Here is a 20,028-nt window from a genome sequence, read left to right on the forward strand (position 1 = left end):
CCATAATGCCCACGGTCTCCTGCCAAAAGTCTCTTGACAATTATTTCACCACATTTTGTTTCCGTAGGCCAATTATCTTGTTCGTCAAATACAAATCCTTCACTATAGTTACCCTAAGCATATAAGTTACCTTATATACTCGGCTTCAGAACCGAACGTGAGACTTTCACCTCATTCGGCTCCTCAATTTAGGACTGCTGCCTTTGCTTGCAACGACTTCCCAGGATCATGTCTTTTGTCATGACAGTGTAAATGTAGTACTTCTAGATTTTTATCGGTATTGTTTCCACCTCTAGCTTTGTGCTCAATGTGGTGTTTTTCCAATATATCTCCAGTGCGCGAAAGTTAGTCCGCATTCGGTACATTTTCCTTCTTGTCTTTTAATGATTCTGGCTTTTTAAGAGTCTGAGGTTTTACATTTATCCCCTAATCTCTTTGACCAATAATTATCATCTCCGTTGTCAGGGGAAGCATCTCCCTTGACTTTCACATACGTTTTACTCGCTTGTGTCTCGCGGTAATATGTTTGGGATTCCTAAGGGTCTTTGTTCCTTCCTTCCAGGTTTGGGTATCCAAACTCTTTTGGTTGGCGTGCTTTTATGACTTAACTTTAGCTTTTGAGCTAACTTTAGTGTTTCTGAGGGAGGAAGGGATTTTCTCCCATCTACCCCTGCTGTGTTCTTCCCTTTATTCTCCTGTGTGACTCTTCTTGCTACGATGAGTCTTGCTGACCAAGATTTGACAAGAAGTTTTTGTAGTTTGTGGGCTAACCTCACATTTCCACTTTTAGAAGCATTATAGATTCGTTTTTGGAGCTTGAAGACGTTTTGTTCGGCTGCTTTCCAGTCGATGTCTTTCCATTCCAACGTTGATTTTATCTCTGTTCTGGACATATTTACTCCTACTTAAGAACGTATAATTCCTAAATCGTGAATCTGTGGGCATATCCAACTCATTACAAATTGGCATTAGCTTCGGATTCAATCCCATCTAAGGTGGCTTACGCTAGCTACTACTCAAAGATTCGACCACTTTAAGAGCCTATCCTTAGATTTAATTCGTTCCCATTTCCCGTTGGTATCAGTTTTAGGGTCTTCCTTTTTGCCGAGGTCATTTTGGAGTACCGATAAATATCAAGACTCATATTTATCCCTTAACCTTTGGTGATTTTGACCGCTGCGTATCAACCTAGTTTCGCAACTTTGCTGCTCACGACAAATATAGAAGTTCACTTTCGTTACCCATGACTGAATGCTTGCGAAAATTTTCCATTTAGGTTACGGTATTTGTTCGCTTTTATACCCGCTTCAATGTCAGTAGTCGCTACCTGCTTAACATTGGGGTATATGCTGTCATCGAGGTACTTTCGAGAAGGGACTTGTCAAATCTTGATATTTATTTAACGTAGTTATATTAACTTTTGTTAAATTTTGTCATGATCTGATGTTTATTGACCATGTGATTCTGGTCGTGATTTGACTCACCCTTACGGGAAGTGAGTTGTCTCGGTATCGGGTTTTATCCCTTCCCTATTGACCTGTCTTTCAATATAAAGACAGGTGCTGAGGCCATTACACCTCAAACGAACCGCACGTCTTGATGCAGAGCTGCATAAATTACCTGTTGAGGATTTGGAGTTTTAGCAATCACTTCTACCCGAAATTTATCCATAAAATTTTTCTATATTCAATCAATCTTATAGTTTTATAGTTGATTGATATCCAAGAACAATTATTATTAAAGCATCCTCAGATTGACTATCTAAAAAGTGATAGATTTTTCTTATTTTTGACTTTTAACTTAAACAAATGATACTTTCCCACCGTTTTACAGAAGCTTTAATCTACGCCACTGAGTTACACGCTACCCAAATAGGAAAACTTACAGAACATCCAACATTAAGATGGGTATTTCAATATTTGCAAGGAATTCACTTATTCACAATAAATGGTCGAAAACAAGTAATAAATCTTACATCAGAACGAAGCTTTATTTGAGAAATTTTACCCTCTACTTGTCAAAAATATTATCATTTTCTTTGTGGGTTTAATACCCCACCGTCAACGGGGGTGTTCACGCATTACTTGGGGGAGCGTAGACGCGGAGCGGCCCTTCGTTGACTATCCCCATGTAATTTTCCTCCTGTCTCCTGTCTCCTGTCTCCTGTCTCCTGTCTCCTTCTTCAAGACTGATTTGAGTGGTGTGCGACCACACTACCTAATACTCAAAATTGATTGACGCGATCTACGGGAGTATTGTTGCTCCTGTGTTTTCTGGTGATTATAGCAACTTATTGTTCAGGAACAATACTTTAACCCTCGCTTTTTTATCTATACAAGAATAAGTAGACTGATAATTCTGATGACGATGCTTGTCTATTTATTGTACTACATTTTGTGTTTCAATATGTGGGTCACATTTCTCAGCTTTTAGGGGTAGTTAGTATTGCCCTTGAATATGGAATGAGGATGAGGCCATAGCAGCACTACTTCAGGATGCAATAGAAGATCAAGGTTGGCCACCTGATTTGGACAGAAATTAGACTACAGTTTGGAGAGAGTAACAGAAATAGTAGATGGTTGTACCGATACGGATACAACTCCGAAACCTCCTAGAGAGGAATGTAATGTTCTGTATAAATAAGTTTTCAATATACATATTTAATATAAGTAGTGAATTTAATTATGTAATCTTGAGTTTACAAGAGAATTATGAAATTCTGATGAAGATCATCGGGCCTAAAGGCCATAATTTTTAAAGTTTTGGTAAAGTTCCTCGAAACTACTTGAAATTGCTGATGCTGATTGTTAGGATACTAAGTAATAGAAAAAACTTTGAAATTCATGCTTACTATAAGCAATTAACTGTTGAATTCACAACCTATACTTTTGTGAATTCAAGTATATCTAGCTTTTTGATTGATCTGCAAATAAAATTGCGTGATCAAATATAATTGCAAAAATTTATGAGGTGCTAAAAAGGTTTTAATTATGGTTGAATCATTTACTTTAACTAAAAATCACGGAATACAGTTATTTGGTGCAAAAAACAATGAAAATCTGGAAATAATCAATGATCAAACCAAAAACGATAATTCTCCTTTAGATATTTTATTTTTAATTCCTCATCCTTTTTATCAAGACCGAGGTTCACCTATTGCTGATAATTTAGTTTTAAAATTTTTATCACAACAAAACGATAAAATTGATGTAGTAACCTATCCACAAGGGAAAGATGTTGACTATAAAAATACTAATATATACCGTACAATCAACATCCCATTTGTCAAGAATGTACGTCCTGGATTTTCTTGGAAGAAAATTATTTATGACCTATTAATGTTCCTAGAAGTAGCTAGACTACTTTCCAAGAAACGTTATAGTTTAATTCATGCTGTAGAAGAATCAGTATTTATCGCATTACTACTGAAATTTTTGTTGAATATTCCTTACATCTATGATATGGATTCTTCTTTGTCTCAGCAAATGATCGAAAAATATCCGTTTCTTTCACCTTTTATTTATGTCTTAAAGTGGCTTGAGAAACACGCAGTCAAAAATGCAGAAGTTGTAGTTCCAGTATGTCAAGCTTTGGCTAATAATATCAATCAATATCAACCCAAAAAGGTTGTACTATTACCAGATATTTCTTTGTTAAATGAAAAAAAAGTTGCAACTAAGCATAACCTCAAAAAAGAGCTAAAAATTAGCAATACAATGCTAATGTATGTGGGTAATTTGGAACAATACCAAGGTATGGACTTACTGCTAGATAGTTTTGCTTTAGCACTAAAACAAACAAAAGAAGTTGATTTAGTGATAGTAGGAGGAGAGCAAGAAGATATTAAAAAATATCAAAATAAAGCTAAAAAGTTAGGAATTCAAGAAAAAGTATATTTTCTAGGAAAGAAACCTGCTAGTGAATTAGGAAATTATCTTGCTCAAGCTGACGTTTTAGTATCTCCTCGGATAAAAGGTAAGAATACACCAATGAAAATATATTCTTATCTTGATAGTGGTAAAGCTGTCTTAGCAACTAATTTACCAACTCATACTCAGGTATTAGATGACAAAACAGCAATGTTATCTCACTCTAATCCTCAAGCTTTTTCCAAAGGAATAATTTCTCTAATTAAAGACCCTGAATTAAGATTTAAATTAGGGGAAGCAGGTAAAAACATGGTTCAGAAAAAACATAGTTATGCTGCTTTTTGTGAAAAGTTAGGTAGTATCTACAATCAAGTAAAAGAAACAATTAACTCTGACAAAAATCAGAATGGAGATTCTGAAAAAAAGCTTGTGCAATCAGGAGATTATCAAGTATCTTAAGGTTAGCTAAATCGCCGATTTGGCGTGAGATGAATCGGCGGTAAATTAATGGGACTCGATGTCTAATTAATTTACAAATTTTTATGTTATCATTGAACTATGCTGGTTTGAGCTAATCGCCGCCAGTAATGAACCATGAAAATTTAATAGGATATGGGGTTGTTGGCCAGAATTCCTAGTCAACTGTGGGAAAACGTAAAATCTTATTCCGGAACTAGGTGAGCAGTTTTTTATGTGCAAAAAGAGCGGTGGGGCATCTCGTTCTTAAAGCTCGTGGAGTCCGACGGGATACCGGGACTGTGAAACGAGAAGCCCACACTATACCGTCAGGTTAGTGTGCGAGTATGTCACTAAAGTTATCTTCGTTATCTACATCCTTAGATTTCAGATGTTATGGAAAGAAATTTAACGGAACTAACTAATCAAGTTTACGATGTACTGGTAATAGGTGGGGGAATATATGGAGCTACTCTAGCTAGGGAAGCAAGTCTGTGTGGCCTCTCTGTAGCCCTTGTAGAAAAAAATGATTTTGGTGCGGCAACTTCTGCTAATAGCTTAAAAACTATTCACGGAGGACTGCGATATCTACAAAATGCCGATTTTAAGCGGATGCGGGAGTCAATTCACGAACGCACCACTTTAATGAGAATAGCACCCCATCTTATTCATCCACTGCCAGTTTTGATCCCTACTTATGGACATGGGTTGAAGGGAAAAGAAGCTTTGTCTATAGCATTAGCAGTTAATGACTTGGTAAGTTGCGATCGCAACAGACTCCTAGACCAACAAAAACATATTCCTAACGGTCGTGTAATTTCTCAAAAGAAATGTTTGGAGTTACTTCCTGGTATTTCAACTCAAGGTTTGACCGGAGGAGCTATATTCTATGATGCTCAAGTCTATAATTCAGAAAGACTGAACATATCATTTTTACGCTCTGCTGACCAAAAAGGCGCAACTGTAGCAAACTATGTTGAAGTTAATGGGTTTATTCAAAATGATAATCGCATTACTGGCGTAACGGCAATAGACCGACTAACTGGAAATAAATTAGATATCCGTGGTCAAACATTTATCAATACCTCTGGAGCTTGGGTAAATAAAATTCTAGGTATGGTCAACCAACAAGAGCGATCGCCTTTTGGTTTGGCTAAAGCAATGAATTTAGTTACCACTCGTCCTCTATTTGAAAAATATGCAGTAGGTATTACCAGTAAAAATAGTTCTGCTGACTCAGATGGTATAGTTAACAAAGGTAGTCGCTTTCTATTTATTTCTCCTTGGCGTGGGCGGTCTATGATTGGTACAGAATATGCAGTTTATACTCAAGACCCCGATGATTTTCAAATCACAGAAGAAGACATAAATCAATTTATTACTGCTATTAACCAAGCATATCCAGGAGCAAAGTTAAAGCGAGAAGAAATTTCATTTGTACATGGGGGGATGCTACCAACAACTAATGTTAATCCTAAAACTGGCGAACCCGTCTTAGCCAAACATTATCAAATTTTAGATCATTCCGAAACTGGATTATTAGGTTTAATTTCAATAGTAGGAGTGAAATATACCACTGCCAGAGACGTAGCTGAAAAAGTAGTTAATTATCTATTCAAATCATTAGGGAAAAAATCTCCTAAGTCAGTTTCATCAGTTACACCTATATATGGTGGGGAAATAGAAAATTTTAACGCTTTTTTACAGAATGCTATTGTAGAAAACCAAGGAAAAGGTTTAACAGAATCAACTATTCGTCGCCTAGTTTATAACTATGGCTCTGCTTATCCAGAAGTTCTGAATTATTTGGATAATCCTGAGAGTGAACTGCAAGTTATTAAAGCTGAAATTTTCCATGCTATCCATCAAGAAATGGCTCATAAATTAAGTGATGTAATATTGCGCCGGACAGAATTAGGTAGTGCTGGATATCCAGGGGATGAAACTATTCTATTCTGTGCTGAAGTTATGAGCAAAGAGTTAGGTTGGAGTCCGACAAAATTACAACAAGAAGTAGAGGAAATCCAAAATATTTTTGGATTTACCCCAGTCAAAATTTCCGTCTAGATAAACTCCAGGAAATCTCTAATTTTGTTTTATCCAAGTCATTTCAGTTATCATTTATCAGTTAGCCTCCCAAGTGGTAACTATGTTTTTTCCTTTCCTTTCCTGTTAATGGATTTGTTTTTTTCATACCCTTCAAAGGGGAGGCTTGAGACCTTTTTTTTGTCAGAAAATTGAAAGTAAAATTATCTGAAAAAAACAAACTTTAAGCCCTCAAAAATTGAGCTGATTATTTGCTCCCCTTAGTTTTGAAATTCTCGGGGAGATTGTTTAAGTTAATTAGTATAACTATCCTGATACCAGCGCCAAAATTATTTTAATACTTTTCCTTTATATCAACAATTTTTAACTATGCCATCTCCAATAGCTCACTCAGTTTCTGGATATGTACTAGCTAAGTTTCTACCCCAGGAAAAATTGAAATATTATCCCTCTCGTTGGTGGAGCTGGGAAACTTTTTATCCTGTTTTTGTCGCTATTTTTGCTGACTTTGATTTTCTACCTCAGTTAATCACAGGCGAAAGATTTCATAGGGGTATTACTCACACTTTTGTTTTTGCCATTGGTTTTAGTTTCATAGTTAGTTGGCTAATTAGTTATTGTCGCAAATCTTCCTTTAAACAACTATTTTTATTTACTTTAGTTATCTATAGTTCTCATTTGGTTTTAGACTTTTTCACTGCCACAAGTGGTTCTGGTTTACAACTTTTCTGGCCGTTTACAGATACATATTTGAAGTCAGCAATACCGTTTTTTCCCTCAGTTCATCACTCCAGAGGATTATTTGATGTCAGCCATTTTATATTTATTACTTGGGAATTGTCTTACTCAATATTAATTGTCGGTATATTATGGCTGTGGAAAAATTTTCGCTCTAGCAAATTTATTGAATAAATCAATGAATAGTCAAGTCAAAATAAATCAAAAAATTATTGCAGATGCTCACGTTCATATTCATAAATGTTTTGAACTTGACCAACTATTGAATGCATCTCTAGCAAATTTTCATAAAATATCAAGAACGAAAACCGATACTGAAAACTCGGTTTTTTTGATATTTTTAACAGAAATGCTTGGTGATTTTGAATTTAGTAAAATATTAGAATATGCTCAAAATCATCAGCAAATTAATAACTGGAAATTAGCTCCAACTCAAGAATCAATATCAATTTCTGCCACTAATAACGAGAATCAAAAAATTTTCATCATTGCTGGTCGGCAAATTGTAACCGCAGAAAAATTAGAAGTTTTAGCCTTAATTTCAGATAATGAATTTGTAGATGGTTTACCTGTAGAAACTACCATCCAAAACATAGTATCAAAAGATAGTATACCTGTGTTACCTTGGGGAGTAGGAAAATGGATAGGGAAGAGAGGTAATATTTTACAAAAGTTATTAAATTCAGATACCCTTTCTATGATATGTCTCGGTGACAATAGTGGTCGTCCTAATTTTTGGTCAAGACCATCTTATTTTCAACTAGCTGAAAAAAAGGGATGGAAAGTTTTGCCAGGAACAGACCCTCTACCCTTAAAATCTGAATATACCAAACCAGGAAGTTTTGGGTTTATAGTAGAGGGTGAATTTAATATAGTGGAACCAGGAAAAAGCATGAAGCAGATTTTATTAAACCCTACTACTTCAATTCAACCCTATGGTTGCCTGGAAACACCATTTAGATTTATTCGTAACCAATTTGCGATTAGATATGGTGATCATAATTAGCAAAATAGAAAGTTTTTAATCAAGGTAAAGAATGGAATATGAAATATGGTTACTACTAATTTTCCAGAAACAGCAGATATAGAAACATCTTCCGATGATTATGCTTCCCGTTTTGCGGGAAATATCGGTGCTTGGTTGCTGAAAATACAGGAAGAAGCGACTTTAAAGATGTTAGCTCCCCATCCCAATGCTAAAATACTAGATGTAGGGGGTGGTCATGGTCAATTAACAGAACCTTTGATTAACAAGAACTACCAACTTACAGTCCTAGGTAGTGCCGAGATTTGTCAGGCAAGAATTAAGAAATTTGTAGATGCTAATCTTTGCTCATTTCAAGTAGGGAATGTTTTAGACTTACCCTATCCAAATGATGCTTTTGATGTAGTTATTAGTTATAGATTTCTAGCTCATGTAACTCAATGGCAGAATTTTTTAACTGAGCTAACTAGGGTGGCTAAAAAAGCAGTAATAATAGATTATCCTACAATAAGAAGTATTAATTCCATTGCTCCCTATTTGTTTAAATTGAAGAAAGGTTTGGAAGGTAATACAAGACCATTTATCTGTTATCAAGAACCAGAAATTTTAGATTATTTCAAATCTCTAGGTTTAAAACAAACAGAACGCTATGCACAATTTTTTATGCCAATGGTAGTTCATCGCGCCTTAAAATCTCCGGGTATTTCTTCAGTATTAGAACAGTCAATTAGATTGACAGGATTAACCAGTTTATTGGGATCTCCTGTAATTGCCAAATTCTCTAAAAATTAAACTTTAATTGATTTAGAATAAAGAAAAAAATATGGAGGAAGACTTTAAATATAAACTGCAACCAAACTCTCGTGCCTTAATAACTGGGGCAACAGGATTTACAGGTTCAGTGCTGGTAAATAAATTAGTTAAACAAGGGGTAGAAGTAGTAGCGATCGCTCGTAAAACTTCAAACTTAAAACCCTTTGCTGGAATGCCAATAAAATGGCTTCAAGGAGATGTTTTTGACCAAAATTTAATTGATGAAGCTGTGAAAGGAGTTAACTATATATTTCACATGGTGACTCCATTTCGGGAAGCAAAATCTGCTGATGTTGGTTATTATAACGTTCATGTTTTAAGCACTCAACTATTAGCAAAAGCAGCATTAAAAGAAGCAAATTTTCAACGTTTTGTTCACGTTTCTACTATAGGAATTCATGGTCATATAGAAAATCCACCTGGTGATGAAAATTGTCCAATGAAACCAGGAGATATTTATCAAGAAACTAAATTAGATGGAGAAATTTGGATTAAAAAATTTGGGGAAAAAGAAGGATTACCAGTTACCGTAGTTAGACCAGCGGGAATATATGGTCCGGGAGAAAAAAGACTATTAAAAATTTTTAAATGGGTAGCTAAAGGCAGAGTCCCAGTCATTGGCAATGGTAATAACTTACTACATTTTATTCATGTTGACGATTTGACTAACTTTTTTATATTAGCTGCAACTCATCCCCAAGCAGTAGGAGAAGTTTTTATCTGTGGTAGTCCTGAAGCTATGACATTTAAAAATCTGGTAAATATTATCAGTGAATATTATGGGGTTTCGGCAAAATTTTTGCAGTTCCCCGCAGCTCCTGTATTTGCACTCGGAGACATTTTAGAATTTATTTGTCGGCCTTTAGGAATTGAACCACCTATATATAGAAGGAGGTTAGCATTTTATACAAAAGACCGCTCATTTAATACAATCAAAATGAGCAATTTATTAGGGTTTGTGCCTGCTCATTCAGATGAAGAAGGATTAAAAGAACAAGCTCAATGGTATTTAGATAATGGCTGGCTTTCACTTTCTAAATAAAATTCAATTAAATTAACTAGAGGATTAACAATGACAGTTCCTCAAGAAGTAAAAAAAATTGACAAAATTCCTTTAACAGAACAGCTTAATCAAAAAGAATCATCTTTATTAAAAACTTATCAAGCTAAAGTATTAGGAGATGATAATATTAGCTATTTAATTCAATATGAATTAGCAACATTATTACTGAGCAATATTTCTGGTGGATTAGGATATGTATTGAGGAAAAAAATTTACCCCGCCCTGTTTAAAAAAGTAGGAAAAGGAGCAATATTTGGCAAGGGAATTGTGCTACGTCATCCGGGAAAAATTACTATGGGAGATGGGGTAGCAATAGACGATTATAGTTTGCTTGATGCTAGTGGTGCTGGAGAGGAAGGTGTTAGTTTAGGAGATAATGTAATAGTTTCTAGAAATTGCGTAATTCAGGGAAAAACTGGAGCAGTTGTCATTGGAAAAAAAACAGATATTGGTTGTAATACTATTATCTCTTCAGGTAATGGAATTTTTATTGGCTCTCATGTTTTAATTGCTGGCAACTGTTATATAGGTGGGGGTAGATATATATCAGATTGCTTGGATATTCCGATGATGGAACAAGGGGTTTATTCAAAAGGAGCTGTTATGATTAGTGATGATGTTTGGTTGGGAGCGGGGGCAATAGTTTTAGATGGGGTGAAAATTGGTAAAGGATGTATAGTGGGAGCAGGGGCGGTGGTAACTAAAGATTTACCAGATTATGCTATTGCTGTTGGTGTACCAGCCAAGATAACTCGGATGCGTAACGGGGGGGCTTAATTTTAAATATATATTATTAACTTAAATAAATAGTCGAAATAATAAATATTATGCATCTACATCTAACTAAACAGAAGGAAGAGACTCAACAACATTTACCAAAACCGATCCGGGTTATGCACATAATTGATAAATTAAGTGTATCTGGTTCAGTGATTCATGGAGTAACCAGAGTCATTGAAAGGTGGATACCTCATTTCGCTCCTGAGAAGTTTCAGTTTTGTGTTTGCAGTCTTCGTTCTCCTGAAATATCAGGTGAAATATTTGAGAAACAGGGAACACCAATCTATTTTTTGAGTAAAGGAAAATTTGATCCAACGACTTTAACCAGTTTACTCAAACTTATCAAGCAGGAAAAGCCTAATATTTTACATTTGCACGGTTATGGTGCAGCAAATTTTGGTCGTTTAGCAAGTTGGTTAACAGGAATTCCTAATATAGTACATGAACACGCTGTTTTTCCTAATCAACCTTTATATCAAACTATAGCTGATACACTTTTATCTCCTTTAACAACTAAGGGAATCGCAGTTTCCGAACCTGTGCGAGAATTTATGATTTCCCAGCGCAAAATTCAACCAAAAAAGCTAGAAACAGTAATTATTGGGTTGCCACTAGCTGAGTTTCAAGCACCTAAACCAGACCAAATAAAAGTAGTTCGTCAAGAGCTTGGCATTTTACCAGATGAACAAGTTATTACCACAGTGGGTCGCTTAGATACACAAAAAGGTCAAATTTATCTTCTCAAAGCTGCATCTTCTATCTTAAGAGACTTCCCGAAAACTCGCTTTTTAATAGTTGGTGATGGACCAGATATGTCAATGCTTCAGTCTTATGCTGAACAAGAAGGAATTAGTAAACAAGTAATTTTTACTGGGTTTCGTAAAGATGTCCCTGCTTTACTAACTTTATCAGATGTTATAGCTATGCCTTCACTTTGGGAAGGATTTCCTTTAACTCTCTTAGAAGCAGTGAATATGAAAAAGCCAGTAGTGGGAACTCCTGCTCCAGGAATTCCAGATGTGATTAGTGATTGGGAGACAGGATTTATCGTACCTTTCAAAAATAGTGAGATGTTAGCTGAAAAAATCATTGAGTTACTAAAAGATATGGAGTTAGTCCAAATGATGGGAGACAAAGCTTGGGAAGTTTGCCAAAATTATGATATATCGAATTCAGTACAGCGCCTAGCTACAATTTATGCGGATTTATTATAATGTTTCATTTTTAACCCAGTTTTTATGTAATCCCAGTATTAATATTTAATCAATTATGATCTCTCTGTTATCCTATTGTATAAAAGTAGGGAATTTGGTATCTATCCTTGGTTAAAATAATACGGGAATTTAGAGATAACTCAGAAACAATTATTGGGCATTCCTGACAAAAACAATTCTAAGATGATGACAGAAAAGATAATTTCGCGAACTCTAGAAACACCATTCTTTATCGTAGGTTGTCCACGCTCAGGTACAACTTTGCTTCAAATTATTATAGATGCGCATCCCAATATTATTATTCCTCGATAAAGTCATATCTTTGAACGTTTTTCAGATATATTCAACTATTATGGAGACCTGCAAAAAGACTCTAATCTTTACCTTTTTGTCAAGGATATTCTATAGGATTAATGAATTATTTAAACTGATGTTACTCTCAAAAAGTTTTCTTGTCTTCTTCTAACTCTTCTTGTGGGTATCCCATTAAATTATGAAAGCTCTACTCTCTCGAATCGACTTCTCCTATATATACGCCTTTCTAGGTGAAGCAACTCTAGCTCTTACTTTCATTTTTTATATAATCCTAGCCCGAGTTCTAGGACCTCAAGAGTATGGGGTTTTTGCAGGAGCAGTTGCTCTAGCAGCAATTCTTTCCCTATTTATTCAATTTGGATTTCCTACCCTAATTAATCGTGAAGTAGCTGCAAATCCATTAGAAGCTCCTAAATTTACTATCAGATTTCTTTTACTCGAAGGATTGAATTCTTTACCCATTCTTTTAGTTCTGGTGCCTATTGCACAATTACTAGGTTTTGAGGGAAATGGTCTAATAGTTTGCTACTTAGCTGTCTTTTCTGAAGTCTGTCGTAGTGCTAAACAAACTCTGCGGGCTGTATTACGAGGTTTAGGAGACTTTCGTGGTGAGAGCATTTCTGTTGCTATAGAGCGATTTTTCGTAGTATTATTTGCAAGTGGGGTATTATTTTGGTCTGAGAACTTGGTATTGGTGTTAGCAACTGTAGTAGTATTCCGTACCCTCGACATCCTAGTACTACTTTATTACCTGAGCAAAAAAATATCTATTTGGTCTCCCATTAATTTTAGCAATCTCTGGGAAACCCTGAAGATGGCTTACCCTTTTGCCATATCTGGAGTTCTCTGGATTTTATACTATCAAATCGACTTAGTAATGCTTAAGGGGTTAACTACTCCAGAACAAACAGGATTTTACAGTGTTAGTTACCGGACAATAGAAATATTTTCTGCCTTACCTCGTGTAATCTTTTATGTCGGTTTCACCAGATTTACCAAATGCTTTACTACAAACCCTGATAATCTGCCAATAGAAACTTATAAATCAACCAAGCTTCTACTAACTATAGTTTTACCAACAATTGTTGTTGCTGGATTTTGTCAAACTATCATTGTTGGTATCATTTATGGGGAAGCTTTCTATCCTGCTATTAATTCTCTAGCAATCCTACTTCCCAGTCTAAGCATTAAAATGTTTGGCACTTTGGTAGAAACTTTTTTACAGACTACAAGAAGGGAAAAATCTTTACTAAAATTATTGCTAGTAACGGTAATCGTAAATATTGCTGCTAATGCAATTTTGATTCCTCATCTACAAGCAGTGGGTGCAGCGATTGCTACTTTATTAAGTGAAGTTGTCTTAGCGATTTCTGGTTTGGGTTTAATGGCTTACATGGGATATAAAATAGGTCGATATTTGTGTTTAATTGCAACAATTAGCTTATTACTTGCGGGGGTGCCATCTCTGATTTTGTATGGATTAAACCCTGGTATAGCCATAGGAATAATGACTATAAGTATAGTGGCTATTGTTTTTTTGATGGTTCCCAAGCAATTTTTCAGGTATAGTATAGATAGGGATTGGTGAAAAGAAACTAGAGTGGGAGTGTGGGAGTGCGGAGAGGGGTGAAGAGATCGAATCTTGTCTACTGAAAATGCTAACTTTTTCCGCGGATAGTTTAATCAGCAAACCCTAGAGCGATAGTTATAGATACTAAAAAATCAATAAAATCAATTATGAATACTTACTTGATCAAAAGAAATTTCTTGAAATTTAGAGTTGACATATTCTTATTTTTTCTATTGTTTCTGAGTAGTGGATGCAGTCAATTATCAAGTTTACCCTATTCTTCGATTAAACCTCAGAGCATAGAATTAGATTTACCTGCTGAAGACGAAGGAATAGGTGGACTAATTACATCAGATGTGAATGATGATGGTCAGAAAGATTTAATCGTCACTAAACCTGGTCATCTTGTAGTTTATCAAGGAAATGGACAAAAACTTTGGGCAAAACAAATCGATATTCAAGTTGCCAAAAAATCAGAGAAGAATGGATTACCTGGATGGCACGGACCTGGAGTACAAGCAGGTGATGTAGATGGAGATAGTAAAACAGAAGTATTATTTTTAACTAAAGATAACACTCTTCATATTGTTGAGGGTGAAAGTGGAAAAACTAAGAAAACTATCACTCTGAAATCACCAGCAGGAACAGAAAGATGGGAACACTTAGTAATTACTAATTTCCGTGGGCAAGGTGATAGGGATTTATTACTGCAAACCACTAACTCAGAAGGGTATCGCACGGGAGTCTTTTTAGCTGCCTATGCAATAGATGACTTGCTGAAAAAAGAAGACCCCCAACCTCTATGGACGAGAGATGATTTTGTGGCCAGTGCTCATAATGGGGCACGAGTAGCAGACTTGAATGCAGATGGGAAAGATGAAGTTTTGGGTGGTACCCTGATTTCACCAGATGGAGAGATACTAATTCAAATTTCCTTGAAAGGTCATATTGATGCCATATTTGTTGCTGATGTCCGACCAGACATTCCTGGATTAGAGGTAGTAGCTTTGGAAGAGGGTGGTGGTAATCGAGTTTTTCTATTTAACAGCGATCGCTTAATTTGGGAAACTGATTACAAAAACAAAGAACCTCAAAATGGTGCTATTGGTGACTTTGACCCCAATCGACCGGGGTTAGAAATATGGTCTCGCAGTCGTTATCCTGAACATCAGAAACCTTTTGTGTTTGATGCCCAGGGTCAGCTCATTGCCAAGTATAAAATGGACAATGTTGCCCCTAGAGATTGGACAGTCAAGGGAGTGGAAGTTATATTTACCATAGATTGGATAGGAGAAGAGAAACAGTTAGCTGCTGCCAAAGAGCGCCATGAATCAGGAGATGTGGCAATTTTCGATCCTTTGACTGGGAAATTTCTTCACAGGTTTAAAGAAAAGGCTGATCGCCTCTATGTAGCAGATGTGTCTGGAGACTGGCGAGAGGAATTGATTGTTCTCAACGGAAATCAGTTGCACATTTACAGTAACCCCGAACCAAATCCAAATCCGAATCGCCCTCGATTATGGTCTCAAAATCATTACCGCCGTAGTAAAATGACCTGGAATTATTATAGTCCATAAGTTAGTTAATCCTTAATAAATGCTATGAATACAACTACTCACAAAGAAAAATTTTACTGGCAACAATGGATGCCAATTGCTTTAATTCTATTACTAGCTACTGGATTATATCTCTATCAACTTGGCACAGAGAGTATGTGGAATGAGGAACTTTACAGTATTAATGATGCTAAAGGTAATATCTCTTTATTTGGGATACGCCCAATCTACTACATCCTCCTAAAGTTTTGGATGTTATTTGGTACTAGCGATAGTTGGTTACGCAGCTTATCTGTTGTGTTTGGATTAGCTAATGTATTTTTAATTTATCAACTTGGTCGTCGTGTAGCTGGAGAAGCAGTAGGTCTAATAGCAGCTCTATTGCTGGCACTTTCACCACTTTTCATTAATTTTGCCCAAATGGTGCGTATGTACTCACTGGGTACTTGTTTAGCTATTGGTGGTTCCCTTGCTTTAGTTTATGCACTGGAGAATCCTACTAACTATTCAATAGCTTGGTGGGCTGGCACACGAGTATTAATGAACATGACTGCCCCACTGAATGCCACCTTACTATTACCAGATATTCTCATATTTTGTTGGAAGTTTCGCAAACAACGTGATGTATTATTACGTTTTGGAAAATGGGCGTTAGTAGGGTTCTTTTTATGGTTTCCCTCATTATGGGCATTAGTTTCAGGTACTATAGGTTTCTTGAAGGGAGCTGTAAACATAACTGCCAAGGTTGAGACATCTTCTGCTGCACACGCATTTCCCAGTCTAGTAGAAGTAATACGTAAGTTGAGGCATTTTACAGCTTTTCCATTCCCTTCAACATCAAAAGCAATCAGCTTATTTTATCAAGCTTACACAATCATCTTACTATTTTTATTAAGCTTTGGGTTGATTAAAAAGCATCGTTCAGGAAAACTTCTTTGGATTGCAGCTTGGGCTTTTATTCCTGCAACTATGATATTTTTAGTTTCTCAGAGATTATGGATAGACCGTTACTTATTATTCTTATGTCCTTACATTCTGATTTTACTTGCTGCTGGTTTTATGAGAGTGTGGAATTTGCAGCGTACAGTAGCTATTGTAGTAGCAATTATATATCTCATCGCTGTTAGTAATGGTTTAGTACGTTACTACACAGTTCAGGATCGCCAAGATTGGCGTGGTGTTGCACAAGTAATTAGTGCGACAGAAAAACCAGGGGATAAAATAGTTTTATCTATAGATTCTGAAAAAATGACTACTGCACTAACTCATTACTATCATGGTACTGCACCTATTTCTCGTAATCCAGAAATTTGTTCTATTCCGAAGGTGAACAAAACTGATTTAGAGGTAGAGTTATCCAATCTATTACCAATAGAAAGACTGTGGTTAGTTTGCTCAGGTGATTTCGACCGAACCTTGTTTGAAAAGACTTTTGGGGATCAGTTAAAACTGGAAAAACACTGGGAATTTACTAATGAACAGTTTTATAGAGAAAAAGATTTGATGCACCTTTTTGTCACAACCCTTAATTAAAATATTAGACATCTATTGAAAAAAAATATAGACTTTTTTACCAAGTAAAGAACAGGGAATATTAAACAGGAATAAATAATATATTTGCATTAAAAATGAACTAAAAATGGTTTTGTGAGCGAATTTTACAACTATAGTTAATGCCAAATAAAGGGCCATTTTATTTTATGCAGATGTTTATTGAACAAAAGGTGTTGGTGATTTGAGCTATGATTTTTTTTAAGTGTATAAACCTGGTTTATATTTAGATGCCTTATCATACTGACATCTTTCTCCAATAAACCCAGTTTCTTGTAGTACCAACTTGGATTTCATGGCTTGATTCACCAGCGCCGAACAAAATCATCTATATTTTCCTAAATTTCCGATAATTTTGTGGTGGATCTACTATGAAAGAAAAAATTTGGTCTTTTACAAAAAATCAAGCAAAGTCCGATTTATTTTGGCAGATATTTCCTATTACTTTAATCCTATTATTAGCTACTGGATTATATCTCTATCAACTAGGCACAGAAAGTCTTTGGATAGATGAACTCATCAGTGTAGATCGAGCAAAAAGAGATATTTTAGATCTCTTGTGGAGAGGCCGTACTCATCTCATTCTCCTCAAAGGTTGGATGGTATTTGGCTATAGCGATAGTTGGCTGCGCGGGTTATGCGTTATTTGTACTATAGGTAGCGTTTTCTTAATTTATCAACTTGGTTGTCGTTTGGCAAGTAAACCTGTAGGTTTAATTTCTGCTCTACTTATGGCTGTGTCTCCTTTGTTTATTCATCATGCTCAAGAGGTGCGGATGTATGGGGTGAGCACTTTTTTTGGATTAGTTGGTACTCTGGCTTTAACTTTTGCTTTAGAATCTCCCAATAAGTTTTCTATCAGTTTTTGGGCAATAGCTCGATATTTAGCTATTCGTTCTACACCACTAAATTTACTCTTATTACTACCAGACATAGTTTTATTTGGTTGGAAGTTTCGTAAGCAAAAGCGTGTATTATTGAGTTTTATTACTGGATTGATTGTTATTATTGTATTATGGTCTCCCCTTATAATTGATTTAGCTATTCGTTCGGCTCGATTTATGGGTGGATTCAGAGGAACAGTAGACCCAAGTGTAGAAAATGTAAAATCTAATTTAAAATCTGTCCCCACTATAATTAATGTACTACTACAACCTGGACGTTTTACTGCTTGGTCATTTGGCAGACCTAATTCAACGGTAATTTTCTGGTTTTATAATCTCTACTCCGTAATGGTAGCTAGTTTAATAGGTTTAGCCTTTTTTGAGAAACGAAATTCACATAAACTTGGTTGGGCAGCTGCCTGGGGATTTTTACCTTTAATTCCAATATTTTTAGTTTCTCAAATTTCCCGTTCTCTCTGGGTAGATCGTTACCTTCTGTTTACTGCCCCCTATCTTTTTATCCTTTTGGCAGCAGGGTTTATGGGGGTTTGGCGTCGGTGGCGAATCCCGGTAGTGGCGATCGCTCTGATATATTTTGTTGCTATTGGTGGGGGTTTGAAGCGTTACTATACAGTAAAGGATCGAGAAGATTGGCGGGGTTTTGTCCAACTTATTCAAACCAACGAGCAGTCTGGGGACGTAATTGTTTGGAAAGCTAATCAGTCACGTCCCAGAGCATTAAATCATTACTATAGGGGTTCTGCAACTATTGAGGTAAGAATAGACGAACCTGAAGATAATCCCCAAGCTGTAGAAAGTTGGCTGGAAAGTTTACCAAAAACTAGATCGCGCATCTGGTTAGCATATGCTAATCCATCACCAACCCTACTGTCTGGCATTGAAAAGAAGTTTAAAGCTGAAGAAGTTTACAAAATTAAGGTTAATGGCACATTAGAGCTTTTCTTGTTAACACCCCGTACTTCTGAGATATAGAATAAGCGATATCGAGTTGAGTTTTTTTATGGGCTATTTCTCTATTGAACGCTTGTTTTTGGGAAATAGTCATAGATTTTTTTGATTTCATCAATATCAATATTAATTAGCGAAATAAAAAATGTAATCCGTGTTGATTTTGATACAAATTATGCTAAAGTTTATCAGACCTAAGCTATTATTCACTATATTTATTTCATTGCTGATTTTTCTCTACATTCCTAATTTAAAACGGCAGAAAGTTTCCGCTCAATTTATTTCATCACCTGAAGTTAATGCCTTAGATGATAGTTTAAATAATGTTAGTATTTCTTCTTTTGTTCAATCAGTATTTAATTATAGTCAACAACTCTACGGCGAGCCAAGAATAGCAGTAAAAAAAGTAAATTTACGCTTACATACAACTCCTTTAGCTTCACTTGATAATGCAAATCAAGGTGAGTTTACTATCTATTTAAGTCGTAAACCCTCTGAATATGCTTTTCACGGACAGTTAAGTCATGAAATTTTTCACTTATTAAATGCGCAATTACTTGATTGTTATGTAGAGGGTCTGGCTACTGTTTTTGCTGAGAAAGTGTTAACTCGTAAGGACTTAGATTGGAGTGGGTGGGAAACATATTTTCAACAAGGTTCCGAACCTTTTTACAGCTTGACTTACTCTATGATGAAAGAAGTTAGTGAAACAGCAGGTTCAGCAAATATGAGTCGCTTGCTTGAGTTTGCTGTTGATAATAAGGCTAGTAAAAAGTGGATGCATATTGATATTGATGGATGGTTATCTTTAATGTCTAATTATGTAAAAATTGAAGTAGAAAAGGTGATTAATAAATATATTGTTCAAGTTAAACCAGTAGTTGGATCAAAGAATAATATGTATACTTGTTTAGCACCTACAAAAAATTGATGAATATGTTCGACAATTAATAATTAATAATTTTGTAAATATACCAGCGCTCATTACTATATAATAAAAGCATACACCAAATCAAAGTAAATATGCGAACCGCCTACCAGTACAAGCTATTACCCAACAAAGAACAAATAGCCACAATAGAAATGTGGTTAGAATTGTTGCGTCGGCAGTACAACTATAGGTTAGGAGAGCGGTTTTCGTGGTGGTCAGAAAATCGTTGTCCAGTTAACGCTTGCCCTTTGGTGATGCCAATTCCTCAACTAAGAGATAATCCAGATT

The 20,028-nt window shown here is 35.7% G+C and carries 19 protein-coding genes and 1 pseudogene; 17 read left to right on the forward strand and 3 right to left on the reverse strand.

All coding sequences use genetic code 11. The annotated features are described in order from the left end of the window. Positions 1-183 precede the first annotated feature (183 nt). Positions 184-324: an HNH endonuclease signature motif containing protein gene (locus F6K06_RS34205; protein ID WP_353734884.1), complete on the reverse strand. Its 141-nt coding sequence runs from the start codon at positions 322-324 to the stop codon at positions 184-186. 173 nt (positions 325-497) lie between these two features. Beyond that, positions 498-893, reverse strand: a complete 396-nt coding sequence (locus tag F6K06_RS23630; protein WP_287243144.1) for a reverse transcriptase N-terminal domain-containing protein — start codon at positions 891-893, stop codon at positions 498-500. A 915-nt stretch (positions 894-1,808) separates the two neighbouring features. On the opposite strand from F6K06_RS23630, the gene F6K06_RS23635 reads away from it, so the two are divergent. Next, entirely contained in the window at positions 1,809-1,997 is a 189-nt protein-coding gene (locus F6K06_RS23635; RefSeq protein ID WP_124147204.1) for a hypothetical protein, read from the forward strand. Between the two features lie 76 nt (positions 1,998-2,073). Here the strand turns inward: F6K06_RS23635 and F6K06_RS23640 are convergent, their stop codons facing one another. Next, positions 2,074-2,214, reverse strand: a complete 141-nt coding sequence (locus F6K06_RS23640; protein ID WP_287243146.1) for a hypothetical protein — start codon at positions 2,212-2,214, stop codon at positions 2,074-2,076. Between the two features lie 194 nt (positions 2,215-2,408). Here F6K06_RS23640 and F6K06_RS34645 point away from each other — a divergent pair. The 16 genes and pseudogenes from F6K06_RS34645 to F6K06_RS23720 all read left to right on the forward strand — a co-directional run. Beyond that, positions 2,409-2,613: pseudogene (locus F6K06_RS34645) on the forward strand (HD domain-containing protein); the annotation flags it as partial. Between the two features lie 377 nt (positions 2,614-2,990). Continuing rightward, complete coding sequence (locus F6K06_RS23650) at positions 2,991-4,328, forward strand: glycosyltransferase family 4 protein (protein WP_287243148.1); 1,338 nt, start codon at positions 2,991-2,993, stop codon at positions 4,326-4,328. Between the two features lie 393 nt (positions 4,329-4,721). Then, positions 4,722-6,392: a glycerol-3-phosphate dehydrogenase/oxidase gene (locus tag F6K06_RS23655; protein ID WP_287243150.1), complete on the forward strand. Its 1,671-nt coding sequence runs from the start codon at positions 4,722-4,724 to the stop codon at positions 6,390-6,392. A 348-nt stretch (positions 6,393-6,740) separates the two neighbouring features. Next, on the forward strand, positions 6,741-7,283 hold the full coding sequence (locus F6K06_RS23660; protein ID WP_124146956.1) for a metal-dependent hydrolase: 543 nt from the start codon (positions 6,741-6,743) through the stop codon (positions 7,281-7,283). 4 nt (positions 7,284-7,287) lie between these two features. Next, positions 7,288-8,115, forward strand: coding sequence for a hypothetical protein (locus F6K06_RS23665; protein WP_287243152.1), 828 nt, complete (start codon positions 7,288-7,290; stop codon positions 8,113-8,115). Between the two features lie 45 nt (positions 8,116-8,160). Continuing rightward, on the forward strand, positions 8,161-8,886 hold the full coding sequence (locus tag F6K06_RS23670) for a class I SAM-dependent methyltransferase (RefSeq protein WP_287243154.1): 726 nt from the start codon (positions 8,161-8,163) through the stop codon (positions 8,884-8,886). 31 nt (positions 8,887-8,917) lie between these two features. After that, a complete protein-coding gene (locus F6K06_RS23675; protein WP_287243156.1) occupies positions 8,918-9,949 on the forward strand; it encodes an NAD(P)-dependent oxidoreductase in 1,032 nt (343 codons plus the stop codon). Positions 9,950-9,979: 30 nt separating this feature from the next. After that, on the forward strand, positions 9,980-10,747 hold the full coding sequence (locus F6K06_RS23680; RefSeq protein ID WP_287243157.1) for a DapH/DapD/GlmU-related protein: 768 nt from the start codon (positions 9,980-9,982) through the stop codon (positions 10,745-10,747). 50 nt (positions 10,748-10,797) lie between these two features. Further along, positions 10,798-11,964, forward strand: a complete 1,167-nt coding sequence (locus F6K06_RS23685; RefSeq protein ID WP_287243158.1) for a glycosyltransferase — start codon at positions 10,798-10,800, stop codon at positions 11,962-11,964. Positions 11,965-12,150: 186 nt separating this feature from the next. Continuing rightward, positions 12,151-12,276, forward strand: coding sequence for a sulfotransferase (locus tag F6K06_RS23690; RefSeq protein ID WP_287243167.1), 126 nt, complete (start codon positions 12,151-12,153; stop codon positions 12,274-12,276). A 181-nt stretch (positions 12,277-12,457) separates the two neighbouring features. After that, entirely contained in the window at positions 12,458-13,867 is a 1,410-nt protein-coding gene (locus F6K06_RS23695) for a flippase (protein ID WP_287243160.1), read from the forward strand. Positions 13,868-14,016: 149 nt separating this feature from the next. After that, the gene (locus F6K06_RS23700; protein ID WP_287243161.1) at positions 14,017-15,426 is read left to right on the forward strand and encodes an FG-GAP-like repeat-containing protein; all 1,410 of its coding nucleotides are present in this window, start codon (positions 14,017-14,019) and stop codon (positions 15,424-15,426) included. 24 nt (positions 15,427-15,450) lie between these two features. After that, positions 15,451-16,938, forward strand: a complete 1,488-nt coding sequence (locus tag F6K06_RS23705; protein WP_287243163.1) for a glycosyltransferase family 39 protein — start codon at positions 15,451-15,453, stop codon at positions 16,936-16,938. 389 nt (positions 16,939-17,327) lie between these two features. Further along, positions 17,328-18,833: a glycosyltransferase family 39 protein gene (locus F6K06_RS23710; protein WP_287243164.1), complete on the forward strand. Its 1,506-nt coding sequence runs from the start codon at positions 17,328-17,330 to the stop codon at positions 18,831-18,833. A gap of 151 nt (positions 18,834-18,984) precedes the next feature. Continuing rightward, complete coding sequence (locus tag F6K06_RS23715) at positions 18,985-19,740, forward strand: hypothetical protein (RefSeq protein WP_124146968.1); 756 nt, start codon at positions 18,985-18,987, stop codon at positions 19,738-19,740. A 92-nt stretch (positions 19,741-19,832) separates the two neighbouring features. Continuing rightward, positions 19,833-20,028 (forward strand): helix-turn-helix domain-containing protein (locus F6K06_RS23720; RefSeq protein ID WP_287243165.1); only part of this gene is annotated, 196 nt, incomplete at its 3' end.

The organism is Okeania sp. SIO1H4 (assembly GCF_010672695.1).
In the GTDB taxonomy this organism is placed as follows: Bacteria; Cyanobacteriota; Cyanobacteriia; order Cyanobacteriales; family Microcoleaceae; genus Okeania; species Okeania hirsuta.

Excerpts from the sequence above, each read along its gene's own strand:
- F6K06_RS23630 (WP_287243144.1), bottom strand. The coding sequence starts at position 893 with ATGTCCAGAACAGAGATAAAATCAACGTTGGAATGGAAAGACATCGAC.
- F6K06_RS23635 (WP_124147204.1), top strand. The coding sequence starts at position 1,809 with ATGATACTTTCCCACCGTTTTACAGAAGCTTTAATCTACGCCACTGAG.
- F6K06_RS23650 (WP_287243148.1), top strand. The coding sequence starts at position 2,991 with ATGGTTGAATCATTTACTTTAACTAAAAATCACGGAATACAGTTATTT.
- F6K06_RS23655 (WP_287243150.1), top strand. The coding sequence starts at position 4,722 with ATGGAAAGAAATTTAACGGAACTAACTAATCAAGTTTACGATGTACTG.
- F6K06_RS23660 (WP_124146956.1), top strand. The coding sequence starts at position 6,741 with ATGCCATCTCCAATAGCTCACTCAGTTTCTGGATATGTACTAGCTAAG.
- F6K06_RS23665 (WP_287243152.1), top strand. The coding sequence starts at position 7,288 with ATGAATAGTCAAGTCAAAATAAATCAAAAAATTATTGCAGATGCTCAC.
- F6K06_RS23670 (WP_287243154.1), top strand. The coding sequence starts at position 8,161 with ATGGTTACTACTAATTTTCCAGAAACAGCAGATATAGAAACATCTTCC.
- F6K06_RS23675 (WP_287243156.1), top strand. The coding sequence starts at position 8,918 with ATGGAGGAAGACTTTAAATATAAACTGCAACCAAACTCTCGTGCCTTA.
- F6K06_RS23680 (WP_287243157.1), top strand. The coding sequence starts at position 9,980 with ATGACAGTTCCTCAAGAAGTAAAAAAAATTGACAAAATTCCTTTAACA.
- F6K06_RS23685 (WP_287243158.1), top strand. The coding sequence starts at position 10,798 with ATGCATCTACATCTAACTAAACAGAAGGAAGAGACTCAACAACATTTA.
- F6K06_RS23690 (WP_287243167.1), top strand. The coding sequence starts at position 12,151 with ATGACAGAAAAGATAATTTCGCGAACTCTAGAAACACCATTCTTTATC.
- F6K06_RS23695 (WP_287243160.1), top strand. The coding sequence starts at position 12,458 with ATGAAAGCTCTACTCTCTCGAATCGACTTCTCCTATATATACGCCTTT.
- F6K06_RS23700 (WP_287243161.1), top strand. The coding sequence starts at position 14,017 with ATGAATACTTACTTGATCAAAAGAAATTTCTTGAAATTTAGAGTTGAC.
- F6K06_RS23705 (WP_287243163.1), top strand. The coding sequence starts at position 15,451 with ATGAATACAACTACTCACAAAGAAAAATTTTACTGGCAACAATGGATG.
- F6K06_RS23710 (WP_287243164.1), top strand. The coding sequence starts at position 17,328 with ATGAAAGAAAAAATTTGGTCTTTTACAAAAAATCAAGCAAAGTCCGAT.
- F6K06_RS23715 (WP_124146968.1), top strand. The coding sequence starts at position 18,985 with ATGCTAAAGTTTATCAGACCTAAGCTATTATTCACTATATTTATTTCA.